The 12,982-nt window shown below is 69.0% G+C and carries 11 protein-coding genes and 1 tRNA gene; 6 read left to right on the forward strand and 6 right to left on the reverse strand.

The annotated features are described in order from the left end of the window. Window positions 1-3: 3 nt before the first annotated feature. Entirely contained in the window at window positions 4-1,326 is a 1,323-nt protein-coding gene (locus tag ACFVAE_RS16195; protein WP_378894320.1) for a DUF4032 domain-containing protein, read from the reverse strand. A 97-nt stretch (window positions 1,327-1,423) separates the two neighbouring features. Continuing rightward, complete coding sequence (locus ACFVAE_RS16200) at window positions 1,424-2,527, reverse strand: ABC transporter ATP-binding protein (protein ID WP_378894323.1); 1,104 nt, start codon at window positions 2,525-2,527, stop codon at window positions 1,424-1,426. Between the two features lie 235 nt (window positions 2,528-2,762). On the opposite strand from ACFVAE_RS16200, the gene ACFVAE_RS16205 reads away from it, so the two are divergent. Beyond that, window positions 2,763-3,719: a DsbA family protein gene (locus ACFVAE_RS16205; RefSeq protein ID WP_378894326.1), complete on the forward strand. Its 957-nt coding sequence runs from the start codon at window positions 2,763-2,765 to the stop codon at window positions 3,717-3,719. 33 nt (window positions 3,720-3,752) lie between these two features. Next, a tRNA-Thr gene (locus ACFVAE_RS16210) sits at window positions 3,753-3,825 on the forward strand. A 22-nt stretch (window positions 3,826-3,847) separates the two neighbouring features. Here the strand turns inward: ACFVAE_RS16210 and ACFVAE_RS16215 are convergent. Both ACFVAE_RS16215 and ACFVAE_RS16220 read right to left on the reverse strand, forming a co-directional pair. Further along, window positions 3,848-4,504, reverse strand: coding sequence for an SOS response-associated peptidase family protein (locus ACFVAE_RS16215; RefSeq protein ID WP_378894329.1), 657 nt, complete (start codon window positions 4,502-4,504; stop codon window positions 3,848-3,850). Between the two features lie 126 nt (window positions 4,505-4,630). After that, window positions 4,631-5,647: a LacI family DNA-binding transcriptional regulator gene (locus tag ACFVAE_RS16220; protein WP_378894332.1), complete on the reverse strand. Its 1,017-nt coding sequence runs from the start codon at window positions 5,645-5,647 to the stop codon at window positions 4,631-4,633. A 197-nt stretch (window positions 5,648-5,844) separates the two neighbouring features. On the opposite strand from ACFVAE_RS16220, the gene ACFVAE_RS16225 reads away from it, so the two are divergent. Continuing rightward, the gene (locus ACFVAE_RS16225) at window positions 5,845-10,026 is read left to right on the forward strand and encodes a PQQ-dependent sugar dehydrogenase (RefSeq protein ID WP_378894335.1); all 4,182 of its coding nucleotides are present in this window, start codon (window positions 5,845-5,847) and stop codon (window positions 10,024-10,026) included. Window positions 10,027-10,141: 115 nt separating this feature from the next. Continuing rightward, window positions 10,142-11,086 carry a DMT family transporter gene (locus tag ACFVAE_RS16230; RefSeq protein WP_378894338.1) on the forward strand — a complete coding sequence of 315 codons (945 nt, stop codon included), beginning with the start codon at window positions 10,142-10,144 and terminating at the stop codon, window positions 11,084-11,086. On the opposite strand, the gene ACFVAE_RS16235 is transcribed toward ACFVAE_RS16230, so the two are convergent. Together ACFVAE_RS16235 and msrB are read right to left on the reverse strand one after the other, a co-directional pair. Then, the gene (locus ACFVAE_RS16235; RefSeq protein ID WP_378894341.1) at window positions 11,083-11,628 is read right to left on the reverse strand and encodes a nitroreductase family protein; all 546 of its coding nucleotides are present in this window, start codon (window positions 11,626-11,628) and stop codon (window positions 11,083-11,085) included. The two genes, ACFVAE_RS16230 and ACFVAE_RS16235, sit on opposite strands and share 4 nt — an antisense overlap. After that, complete coding sequence (msrB, locus tag ACFVAE_RS16240) at window positions 11,625-12,029, reverse strand: peptide-methionine (R)-S-oxide reductase MsrB (protein WP_378894344.1); 405 nt, start codon at window positions 12,027-12,029, stop codon at window positions 11,625-11,627. The genes ACFVAE_RS16235 and msrB overlap by 4 nt, the downstream gene beginning before the upstream one ends. A gap of 71 nt (window positions 12,030-12,100) precedes the next feature. Between msrB and ACFVAE_RS16245 the strand changes: the two genes are divergently transcribed. Then, entirely contained in the window at window positions 12,101-12,358 is a 258-nt protein-coding gene (locus ACFVAE_RS16245) for a DUF3263 domain-containing protein (protein ID WP_378860087.1), read from the forward strand. A gap of 44 nt (window positions 12,359-12,402) precedes the next feature. Beyond that, a complete protein-coding gene (locus ACFVAE_RS16250; protein ID WP_378894347.1) occupies window positions 12,403-12,975 on the forward strand; it encodes a LytR C-terminal domain-containing protein in 573 nt (190 codons plus the stop codon). Window positions 12,976-12,982: the final 7 nt, after the last annotated feature.

Genomic DNA, 12,982 nt, shown 5'->3' on the forward strand with positions numbered 1-12,982 from the left:
GACTCAGACGAGGTCGCGCCAGTCCACCTCACCGGTGTCGTCGGACACGTCCACGGCACCGGTGACGACGGGCAGGCTCATCGTCTCGGTGGGCGGGCCCATGATCGTGGCCTCGTCGCGCCGGTGCCGCAGCACGTCGTTGATGTAGCTGGTCAGCACCTCGGCGATCGGCACAGACCGGCCCTGCGCCTGCGACAGGTACCAGCGGTGCTCGAGCACCTGGTGGAACACCTCAGCGGGCTCGAGCTTCGCGCGCAGGTCGTAGGGGATAGCACGGACGACCGGTTCGAACACCCGGGTGAGCCACTCGTGCGCGTACATCTCCTCATCCGCCCACTGCTTGGTGGAACGGGCCCGGAACTCGTCCAGGTCGTTCAGCAGCCGACGCGCCTGGTTCTCCTCGACATCGAGTCCGGTCAGCCGGATGAGGCGGCGCTGGTGGTGTCCGGCATCCACGACCTTCGGCTGGATGTGCACGACCGCGCCGTCCGCGGTGGTGTTCATCGACATCTCGTCGATGTCGAAGCCGAGGGCGTTCAGGCGCTCGACGCGCTCGGTGATGCGCCAGGTCTCGTTCGACGAGAACGACTCCTCGTCGGTCAGCGCTGCCCACAGCGCTCGATACGACGAGACGATGCCGTCGGCGATCGCCACCGCGTCCACGCCGTTCTCGAGTCGCCCGCCTGCGGCCAGGTCGAGGATCTCGCCGGCGATGTTGGTGCGCGCCAGATCGAGGTCGTAGGAGCGCTGACCGACCGTCAGGCCCTCCTCGTGCAGCTCGCCGGTCTCGGCATCCACCAGGTAGGCCGCGAATGCGCCGGCATCCCGGCGGAACAGGGTGTTGGACAGCGACACGTCGCCCCAGTAGAACCCGACGTTGTGCAGCCGCACCAGCAGCAGGGCCAGCGCGTCGACGAGGCGGGTGGCGGTGTCGGGGCGCAGAACCTGGGTGAACAGCGCACGGTACGGCATCGAGAACTTCAGGTGCGAGGTCACCAGCGCCGCGGGAAGCGGCCTCCCGTCAGCATCCTGTCGTCCGGCGATCACCGCGACGCGGCTGACGCAGGGGACATCGAGGCGGGCCAGGCTGCCGAGCATCTCGTATTCGCGCTGGGCCATCTCCGTCGTGGTCTCCTTGACGGCGACCACACGGCCGGACAGGTCCGCGAACCGCACCAGGTGACGGGACAGGCCCTTCGGCAGTGACACGATGTGCTCGCTGGGCCACTTGCCGAGCGGTGTCGACCAGGGCAGCGTCAGCAGGCCGGGGTCGACGGTGCTGGCGGTGATGCGCAGGGTGCTGGACAGACGCTCGGTGTCGGCCATGTGCGCTCCTCGGATGCGTGGGTGAGAACCTCAGGGGAAAGACGACGCGGCGCGGGCGACCCAGAGGTCCGCCCGCGCCGCGCTGCGTGAGAGTAGGTCAGGCCGAGGCGATGGCCTGCTCGTTCAGGCGCTCGCCCGACTCGAGGTCGAACAGGTGCACGTGGCCCGGGATCGGAGCCAGCACGACCTTGTCGCCCGCGTTCGGGTGGCGGCGGCCGTCGACGCGCGCGACGATGTCGGTGCGCTTGCCGTCGACCTCGGAGTGGCCGTACAGGTAGCCGTCGGCGCCGAGCTCCTCGACCAGGTCGACCGTGACCGTGAGGCCCTGGCCGTCCTCGGGGGCGACGATGATGTCCTCGGGGCGGATACCGATGGTGACCTGGCTGCCGCTGGCCTTGCTGATCGCGGCGGCCTCGGTCGGGACGACCTTGGTGCCGAACTTGACGCCGCCCTCGGCCTGGTCGACCGGGAACAGGTTCATCGCCGGCGAGCCGATGAAGCCGGCCACGAAGACGTTCTTCGGGTTCTCGTACAGGTCGCGCGGGGTGCCGACCTGCTGCAGGATGCCGTCCTTGAGCACCGCGATGCGGTCGCCCATGGTGAGGGCCTCGGTCTGGTCGTGGGTGACGTAGACCGTGGTGACGCCGAGGCGGCGCTGCAGCGAGGCGATCTGGGTGCGGGTCTGCACGCGGAGCTTGGCGTCGAGGTTCGACAGCGGCTCGTCCATGAGGAACACCTGCGGCTGGCGGACGATCGCGCGACCCATCGCCACGCGCTGACGCTGGCCGCCCGAGAGTGCCTTCGGCTTGCGGGTCAGGTACTCCTCGAGGTCGAGCAGCTTGGCGGCCTCGAGGACGCGAGCTGCGCGCTCCTCCTTGCCGACGCCGGCGATCTTCAGGGCGAAGCCCATGTTCTCGGCGACGGTCATGTGCGGGTACAGCGCGTAGTTCTGGAACACCATGGCGATGTCGCGGTCCTTCGGCGGCACGTCGGTGACGTCGCGGTCGCCGATCAGGATGCGGCCGGCGTTGACCTCTTCGAGGCCGGCGAGCATGCGCAGCGAGGTGGACTTTCCGCAACCGGAGGGGCCGACGAGAACGAGGAACTCGCCATCGGCGATCTCGATGTTCAGCTTGTCGACCGCGGGGCGCGTGCCTCCGGGGTAGAGGCGGGTGGCGTCGTCAAAGGTCACGGTTGCCATTGATTTCTCCTTCACCGGCAGGTACGTGCCGGACGATCCGTTGTGATGGAAGCGGCGGAACGACCCGCCGTGGCCCGCCATCGGGCCAGGTTCAGTATGGCATGCGCCCGGGCCCGCTGGGTAACTTCCCAGGAGGTCTGGATAACATCGAACCCGGCGCTGCTTCACGCGGCTGCCGGCCGCTTCGGGCGGCCCAACGGGGGAGACCCGTCCCCAACGGACTTCAAGAGGAACGATGTCGAGCGACGAAACGCCGAACGTCTCCACCGGGACCTCATCACGCGAGGCGGTGCGGGAGAAGGCACAGCAGGTGAATTCCCGTCAGCGCCGAGCGCGCGCGATGCGGCGGATCATCATCGGCCTGGTGGCCGTGGTCGCCGTCGGCGCCGTGGGCACGGCTGTCACCTGGGCGGTCACCTCCTCGGTGTCCAAGCCCACCCTGAGCCCTGCGGGCATGGAGGGCGACGGCGTCACCGTCCGCGAGGTCACCGTCAACTCGCCGCAGACCGCGCCGGAGGGCACACCCACCCCGGATCCGACGGGTGCGGGCGCCACCGCCACGGCCACGCCGACCCCCGAACCGACGCCGACAGCCGGTGCGGTGGACGTGCACATCTACGTCGACTACCTCTCGCCCGACGCAGGGGAGTTCGAGCGCGCGAATGCCCGCCAGCTCACCGGATGGATCACCGAGGGCGCCGTCAACGTCACCTACCACCCGGTGTCGCTGCTGACCGCCAGCTCGAACGGCACGAAGTACTCGCTGCGCGCCGCCGCGGCATCCGCCTGCGTGGCCAGCCACGCGCCGGACTACTTCTACGCGTACAACCACGAGCTGCTCGTCGACCAGCCCAAGGTCGACAGTGACGGCCGCACGGACGTCGAGCTCGCCGACCTGGCCGGTGCTGTCGGGATCGACAACGCCGAGCAGGTGCGCTCCTGCATCGAGGGGGGCGACTACCTGACCTGGGCGAAGGACGCCACGACCCGTGCGCTGGAAGGGCCGCTGCCCGGCTCGAAGAAGCTCAAGCTGAACGCCGCGCCGATGATCGTCGTGAACGGCGAGACCTACGTGGGCTCGATGAGCGACCCGGCCGAGTTCTCGCAGTTCGTCATGACCGTCGCGAGCGACGCGTACTACGGCGAGCCGACCCCCACTCCGACGCCCACCGCCACGACTCCGGTGAAGTGAGGGTCGCGGTCGCCACTAAGCTGGTGACCGTTCGCCTCCTTAGCTCATCTGGTAGAGCAGCGGCCTTGTAAACCGCAGGTGGCCGGTTCGAGTCCGGCAGGAGGCTCCGTCTTCCCGGCGCGTCCGCGTCAGAACAGCATTCCGTCCGTGCCCTTGTCGTCGGCGCGGGCGACAGCGGTGATGCGCTCGTCGAGGGATGCCGCGGCGATAAGCGCCTCGTCGATGAGCTCGCGCGAGCCGTCGGCGGTGAGCCAGTCGGCCTGGAAAGACGCCGGGAGCAGCAGCGGCACCCTGTCGTGGATGTGCGCGACCTGCGGGGGCGCGGGGCGCATCACGATCGAGTAGCAGGTGCGCCACTCGCCGTCGGGGTCCTTCCCCCGCTGCGTGACGGCGGCCATGCCGAACAGAGCGCCGCGCCCCAGTCCGAACTCGTGCCAGACACGGTCCGGCTTCTGCATCTCGAACCAGCCTGTGGACGGCACGATCGCGCGGCCGCGCAGCGCGCCCGGCTTGTCCTGCAGGCGCTCCGACCGGGTGTTGATCGAGGGGAACCTGGCCGGGGCCCCGTTCACGAGGAAGCCCCACCAGGCCTGCTCGAGCACGGCGCCGTCATCGCCGGGCAGCACCACCGGGTTCAGGTTGCGCAGGTTCCGGCCGGTGGGGCGCAGCGTCTCGCCGGCGTTCAGCTCGGCCCAGTGCCGCAGACCCTCCAGCATCTCGGCATCCGCCGCGGCGAGCTCGTCTGCATCGGTGAACCGGGGATCGAGACCATAACTGGCGCACATGCGGCCAGCGTAGACCCGGCCTCGGACAGGGAGGCCATCCTCTCTCGACCGGTTGGACTCGACCCGCGCATGGGGAAGCCCGTGCGCTGAACGCGTGACCGGTCGCGGCGACTCGGAACGCCGACCTCAGGCGCTCGCGGGGGGACCCGACGACTCGCGGATGATGAGCTCGTGATCGGTGGCGATGGTGCGTGGTTCGTCGCTGGCGGGGCGCAGAATCAGCGCGACGGCGTGCCGTCCCATCTCGAACATGGGGATGCGGGCGGTTGTCAGCGCCGGGGCGACGTCGGCGGCGACGGCGATGTCGTCGAAGCCGACGACGGAAAGATCCTCCGGAGCCCGCAGGCCGTGTCGTCGCAGCTCGCTGAGCACGCCGATCGCCATCGCATCGTTCAGCCCGATGATCGCGGTCACATCGGTGCCGCGGAGATGCGCGGCGCCCGCCATCCCTCCCTCGCGCGTGAACTCCTGGGGGACGACGGTCAGCGCGGCCCCGGTCCCCTGGATGCCCTCGCGGATCCCGCCAAGGCGGTCGGCCACGGTGCTCAGACCCTCCGGGCCGGCGACCACGCCGATCCGGCGGTGGCCGAGTTCGGCCAGGTGGCGACCCACCGAGACGCCGGCCGCGTGGTTGTCCGGCAGCACGGCGTCCACCGGCAGGTTGTGCCGCCCGATCACGGCGGCGCGTCCGCCGGCGTGCGCGAACTCCGTGAGGGCTCTGGACATCGCCCGCTCACTGGTGGCATCGGCGTAGCCGGAGCCGGCGATGATGATCGAGCCGATCCGCTGACGAACCAGCGACTTCACCTGGGCCAGTTCGGCAGCGGGCGCGCGTTCGGCCTGCGCGATCTGGACCGATCGCGATGCCTGATCCGCGCTGCGGATCACGCCGCTGGCGATCTCGGCGAAGTACGGATCGCCGATCTCGTTCACCACCAGGCCGATCGTGGGCACCAGGCCACCGGCGAGCCCTCTTGCGTGCAGATTCGGTTCGTAACCGAGTCGTTTGGCCACGCGCTGCACGTGGGCGGCGACCTCGGCCGAGATGCCCGGCCGACCGGTCATCGCACGTGACGCACTCGCGAGCGAGACCCCGGCGGCCTCGGCCACGTCGATGAGGCGCGGTGCCCCGGCACGTCCCACGCGACCCCCTCTGAGCGGGGACGGTGCGGCCCCGCATCTTCTGATTATGGCCTTGCTCTCGCTCTCGCCGTCTCACTATAGTGACGAAAGCGCTTGCGAAAGCGCTTTCGTGATCGGCTCGTCTCCCCGTCTCACGGCGGGAGGGCAGTGGATCACGGCGGCACGCCACCACCGACGACGACGTTGAGAGGTTTCTGATGCACGAGCGATCACATTCGATTCCGAGCAGAACCGGCGGTAACGCCGCCCGGCGATCCGGTCCATCCCGGGGGAGGAAGGTCGCGGCCGCCGTCGCCGCGGCCGCCATCGCCGGCGTCGCCCTGACAGCCGTTCCCGCTGCGGCTGCGAGCCCGTTCACGGCGGTGCTCGATTTCGAGCAGTACCAGCGCACGGCCCTGGACGGACAGGACGGATGGACAGCATCCTCCGCTGTGAAGGTGATCGCCGATCCGCTCAACGGCAACAATCAGGTGCTGGAGTCGGTCGGCGGGACGCAGCAGGCGGTCCGCGCCATCCCGCCGATCAAGGACGGCACCACCGGCACGCTCTTCTTCCGCTTCATGCGCATCGGCAGCGTGGACACCTCGTTCGGAGTCACCGACGTGGATGCGCCGAACGACTACACGCACAGCCGCGCGTACGTGAACAACCAGAACGACGATGTGCTGCTCGCCCGCGACGGCGGGAAATTCACTCCGGTCGGCTCCTGGGCCAAGAACTCCTGGCAGTGCGTCTGGATCGTCGCCGACAATGCCGCCGACAAGATCAGCGTCTACAGCCAGGGTGGTGCCTACGACAAGCTCACCCGGCTTCCCGAGGGCTCCGAGCAGCAGTTCGGCTTCCGTCAGGCGGTGAACGGTGACCTCGACCGGTTCTTCTGGAAGAACGGCGCCTCGAGCACCGGTCGCCTCATGCTCGATGACGTCGCGGTCGACACGACAGGCCAGAATCTCGACATCGCGACCGGGAACCCCGGCGACTGCGCGCCGGGCGAGGCCCCGGCGGATCCGCTGCTCAACCCGCTTCCCGACCCCCAGCTGTCCACGCTCGGGATCGAGGTGACCGAACTGGCTCAGCTGCCCGAGTCGCACACCACACCCGCGACGCAGGATCCGCGGCTTGTGCGTTACAACCGGATCACGCACCTGGACGAACTCCCCGACGGGTCGGGGCGGCTCATGGTGCCGGACAACAACGGCACGCTGTACCTGGTGGACAAGAAGACCGGTGAGTACTCGCCGTATCTCGACGTGCGCAGCAGGTTCCTGGACAACTTCCACAACAGCGCGGGCCTCGGCACCGGACTGGGAGCAGCGGAGTTCGATCCGGACTTCGCCGACAACGGCAGGTTCTACACGGTGCACACCGAGGGCGGCACGGCGCTGACCGAGGACACTCCCGACTTCCCGGCGTTCGGCAAGACCGAGTTCCACAGCGTGATCACGGAGTGGACCGCCGACGACCCCTCCGCGAACATCTTCAGCGGAAGCAGCCGGGAGATCATGCGGATCCCGTTCGGCGGTCGCGTGCACACCGTGCAGCAGATCTCCTTCAACCCCACGGTGAAGAAGGGCGACGCCGACTACGGCAACCTGTACGTGCTCGTCGGCGACGGCGGTACGGGCGTCGGCAACGGCAACCCGCAGGACCTCGCGACCCCGCAGGGCAAGATCATGCGGATCAACCCGGCCGGACGCGACAGCGCGAACGGCGAGTACGGCATCCCGAAGGACAACCCCTTCCTCGACGACGCGAAGGCGCTGCCGGAGATCTACGCCTACGGCATGCGCGACCCGCACCGCATCAGCTGGGATCCCGAGGGTGACCACACCATGTACCTCGGCCACATCGGCGAATGGCAGGTGGAGTCGATCTACGCCGTCGAGCCCGGCGACAACTTCGGCTGGTCGGATCGCGAGGGGCCGTTCGTCGCCGAGAACCGTCAGATCTATCCGCTGCCGGCCGATGACGCCAAGAACGGATACACGTACCCGGTCGCCGCATACGACCACAACCGCGACCCGGGCCAGACCGGCGATGCCGGAGTGGCCGTGAACGGCGGGTTCGTCTATCGCGGCGACATCCCCGGGCTGAAGGGCAAGTATCTGTTCACCGATCTGGTGCGCGGATGGGTGCTCTCCACCGACGCCGACAAGATGGTGCGCAACGACGGCGACATCGCGGACCTCGCGAAGATCTCCCAGCTGCGCGTGTTCGCGAACGGTGCGGAGACGACGTTCCAGGAGCTCGTCGGTGACAAGCGCGTCGACCTGCGGTTCGGCTCCGATGCCGACGGCGAGCTGTACCTGATCTCGAAGGCCGTCGGGAAGATCTGGAAGGTGACCGGAGCGCACGACGCCGAGGTCGAGGTGCCTCCGTTCGTGCTGCCCGAACTCGCACCGAATCTCGTGACGAAGTACGACTTCGACCACGCATCGACTACCGACGCGAAGGTCGAGACCGACCAGGGCCAGAGCGGCACGAACATCTCGCTCGTCAACGGCGGCGTCGAGATGCGCGTCGCCGATCGCGCATATCCGGGAGCAGGCAAGGCGCTGCAGACCCAGCAGATGAGCCCGGATGCGGCATCCGATGACGACTGGAAGGCCGGTGTCTACGACGCGGCGGGCGTGAAATCGCTCTCCCGGCTCGGCGACACCGACAAGATCAGCGTGATGGGCTGGTTCAAGCCGACGGGCGACCATCCGACGCCGAACTCCGGCACGACCGATCCGGATGACGTGTACAACGCCATCGGACTTGCCGGGGTGCTCTCCGGCGGCTCCAACGGCCACGACGTGCGAGCCCTGCTCGAGGTCATCACAGTCGGAGACGAACTGAAGCTCGTGGCCCTCGGGCGGCGGGTGGACGGCGGCAAGTCGTGGACCTTCGCTGCGGACAAGCCGTGGGACGAGATCCTGGAGAAGGGGAAGTGGGTGCATCTGGCAGCCACCTTCGATTTCTCGAAGGGCGAGATGAAGCTGTACATGAACGGCGAGGAGCTCGCCGGGAAGTACACCTCGGCGAACCCCTGGGGCTCGGGCCCGGTCTCGAAGACCGATCCGGCCGGGATCAAGATCGGCGGCAGCTTCCCGCAGAACACGCGTGAGGCCAACCCGTTCAACGGGCGGATGGACGACATCTCGATCCTCGACACCGTGCCGACCTCGGAGCAGATCGCCGCGCAGTACGCGCTGTACGGTGCGACGACGACACCCGATCCCGAGCCGCCGACGTGCACACCGGACGGAGAGCCGATCACTGACGTGATGTCGGCGGACGACTGGACGCCGCGCACGCCCGCGAAGTGGGAGTTCCCCGGTGACGAGGTCGTGCTGAAGGAGCCCGGGACCGACCCGGGTGACGGCATCCGTCGTCCCTTCGAGTATGCAGTGCTCGATGAGGGGCCCGAGCTCGGATCGTTCGACCTGTCGGCCCAGGTCAGGATCGACGAGAAGGCATCCGTCAACAACCGTGACGTGATCCTCGTGTTCGGATGGAAGTCGGACAAGGAGTACTACTACGCCCACCTGTCGAAGGACAACACCATCTATCCGCACAACGGCATCTTCAAGGTGAACAATGCCGACCGCGAGCGGATCGACGACCAGTGGGACGGCAAGGTCGGTGCTCCGCCGGCGATCACCGACGAGCAGTGGCACGACGTGCGACTGGTGCGGTGCGCGGACAGCGGCGACATCGCGGTATACGTGGACGGCATCGACCGGCCGCTGCTCACGGCGAACGACAAGACCTTCTCCGAGGGGCGCGTCGGCTTCGGATCGTTCGACAACTTCGGACGCATCCGCGACCTCACCGTCATCCCCGAGCGGACCGACACCACGGCTCCGACGGTGACGGTGAAGGACGGTGCCGAGTTCACGGTGGGCTCTGACGGTCGCTACAGCAGGGTCTCGTTCAAGCTGCAGGACGACGGAAAGATCGACCGGCTGACGCTCAACGGGGTGGAGAAGGATCTGACGAACGACGTCTGGTCCGACCTCAACTTCGTGAAGCCCGGTCAGTTCGGCGCGGTCGAGGGTGCGAACACGCTCGTGGTCTACGACGTCGCCGGCAACGCCACGACCGTGAGGTTCACGCTCGACACCACCGGTCCCACCGCCTCGGTGAAGAGCGGGGCGCAGTTCACCGTGGGCGCCGACGACGTCTACAGCCTGGTGTCGTTCAAACTGAACGACGCGGCGAAAGTCGATCGGCTCACCCTCAACGGCGTGAAGAAGGATCTGACGGACAACGTCTGGTCCGACCTCAACTTCGTGAAGCCGGGTGCGTTCGGCGGCGTCGAGGGCGAGAACACGCTCGTCCTGTACGACACGCTCGGCAACGCGAGCACCGTGAAGTTCGCCCTCACGAAGTAGTAGGCGGACTCCAGCAGGCGGGCGGATGTCGCATCAGCGGCATTCGCCCGCCGTCCTGCATCTGTCCGGACGGAGGACGGCCCGACCTCCGACGACGAGCCGATAGGGTCGATCGGTGACCGAAACGCCTCGTCTGCCCGCAGCTGTCGCTCTCGGCGGCACCGTCGCGATCGGCATGATGACCGCCGTGCAGGCGCGCATCAACGGCGTGCTGGGCGTTCGGCTCGGCGACGGGGTCGTCGCCGGGCTCGTCTCGTTCCTCGTGGGGCTGGTCTTCCTCGTCGTCGTCATCGCCGCGATGCCTTCGGGGCGGGCCGGTGTGCGCCGCCTCGTCTCGGGCGTGCGCGGCCGCAGCATCCCGTTCTGGATGCTGCTCGGCGGCACCTGCGGCGCCCTCACCGTCTCCACTCAGGGGCTCGTCGCCGGTGTGCTCGGCGTGTCGCTGTTCACGGTCGGCGTCGTCGCGGGGCAGACCGTGCACGGTCTCGTCCTCGACCGGATCGGCGTCGGGCCGGCGGGCGTGGTGGCGGTCACGCCGGGGCGCGTGACGGGAGGCGCGCTGGCCCTCGCGGCCGTCGGCGTCTCGCTCGGCGGGGGAGTGCTGGCCTCAGCGCCGCTCTGGCTCCTGCTGCTGCCGTTCCTGGCGGGCGCCGGGATCGCATGGCAGGCAGCGGCGAACGGCAGGCTCGCGCAGCGGGTGGAGTCGCCCCTCACCGCGACGCTGATGAGCTTCATCGCCGGGACGATCGTGCTGCTCGTCGCGGCGGTCGTGACGATGGCGCTCGACGGCCCGCCACGCCCGCTGCCCACGGAGCCGTGGCTCTATCTCGGCGGACTGCTCGGCTTCGCCTACATCCTGCTCGGTGCGTTCCTCGTCGCCCACACGGGGGTGCTGCTGCTCGGTCTCGGCTCGGTCCTCGGCCAGCTGACCACGTCGATCGTGATCGACCTCCTGTGGCCGCTGCCGGCCGGGCCGGCGCCCTGGCAGCTGATCACGATGGTCGCCGTCGCCGTGGCCTCGGTGGTCGTCGCTCTGCCGCGCCACCGCGCAGCGCGCTAGTCGTCGTCCCGCGGCATCCGTCCGAGCACGCTCTCGGCGTCGATCCCCTTGCGGCGCCCGCCCTCCTTGCCTGCGGGCTTGCCGCCGACGTAGAGCCAGCCGAGCAGCTGCTCCTTCTTCTTCAGCCCGTGCGCCTTCGCGACGGCCTTCGAGCGGGTGTAGTGGCCGGTGCGCCAGATCACGCCCCAGCCCGCCTCGTCCAGCAGAAGGCTGAGCGTGTGCGCGACGCCGGAGGCCACGGCCTCCTGCTCCCAGTACGGCACCTTCTCGCTCTTGCGCGGACTCACGACGACGGCGATCAGCAGCGGCGCGCGCAGCGGCTTCGTCGACGGCTTGTCATCGCCCTGAGCCTTCGCGATCGCGGCGCCCAGCCGCTCACGGTCGTCGCCGCGCAGCTCGATCAGCCGCCACGGGCGCAGGGACGAGTGGTCGGCCACCCGGCCCGCCGCGGCGACGAGCGGCAGCAGCTGCGCGTGGGTCGGCGCGGTGTCGTCGACCTTCGACCAGGACTTCCTGGCGACGACGGCGTCGAGCGCGCTCACGACTCGGTCGGGCTGAACGACAGCGCCAGCGAGTTCATGCAGTAGCGGTCGCCGGTGGGCGTGCCGAAGCCGTCGGGGAAGACATGGCCCAGATGCGAGCCGCACGCGGCGCAGCGCACCTCGGTGCGCACCATGCCCAGCGTGTGGTCCTCGATCAGCGTCACGGCCTCGGGCCGGACCGACTCGTAGAAGCTCGGCCACCCGCATCCGCTGTCGAACTTCGTGCCGCTCCGGAACAGCTCGGCGCCGCAGGCGCCGCACCGATACAGCCCGTCGCGCTTCTCGTCGAGCAGCTCGCCCGTCCAGGGGCGCTCGGTCGCCGCCTCGCGCAGCACCGCGTACTCGGCGTCGCCGAGCTCCTCGCGCCATTCCGCCTCGGTCTTCTCCACGTCGTAAGCCATGTGTCCATTCTCCCTCCCTCCGATGGGAGTGGCGCGCGGATGCCTGGCAGGATGCCGCGTAGCCTGAGGCCATGCTCGGAGACCTCACCGATCGCGATCGCGCGATCCTCGCCCTCGAAGCCGCCTGGCCGCGGCACGGCGGCGCGAAGGAGGAGCGGATCCGGACACAGCTGGGGATGAGCCCCGCACGCTACTACCAGCTGCTCGGGCGTCTCATCGAGACCGAGCAGGCGCTGGAGTTCGACCCGCTGCTGGTGCGCCGTCTGCGCCGTATCCGCGATGCGCGCACCGATCGCCGGGTCGCCAGGATGCGCGGCTTCGTCGGCTGACGCGAAGGCGGCGATTCACAGAGGACATGCCCTAGCATCGAGGGGTGTCCAAGCCCAGCAGTGATCGATTCGACGACGTCCCGCACGCCACAGGACGTGTCGGAGCGCACCGCGCCGAGGTTCCGGGCATGAACGGATGGATCGTGCTGCTGTGGTCCGCCGCGGCGGTGCTCGTTCTCGTCGTCCTCGGCATCTTCGGGTCACTGGTGGCCATGGACCGCATCTCGTTCGGCGGCGATGCCGGGCCGAGTCAGGCCGCGACGCCCGCGCCGGAGGACGCCGGCAAGGTGGACACGTCCTACGCCGTGCTGATCCTCAACGGCACTCCGGACGACGGCCTGGACGGCGCGATGCGTGATGAGCTGATCAAGGCGGGGTGGAAGGGCGGCCAGATCTCCAGCATCGACGCCTCCACGCGCGACTTCCCGACGACGACCGTGTACTACGCCGACCCCGCCGACAAGGAGGCCGCGCTCGGGCTGGCCGGCGTCATCGGCGGCGCGGACGTGCAGCAGAGCGACGCCTACAAGGACTACAACGAAACCGGCGGCAAGCAGCTCGCCGTGGTGATCGGCATGGACCGCGCCGCCGCGGGCTCGGAGACCCCCGCCGAGTAGCACCTCC

The sequence above is a fragment of the Microbacterium sp. NPDC057659 genome (assembly GCF_042799915.1).
In the GTDB taxonomy this organism is placed as follows: Bacteria; Actinomycetota; Actinomycetes; order Actinomycetales; family Microbacteriaceae; genus Microbacterium.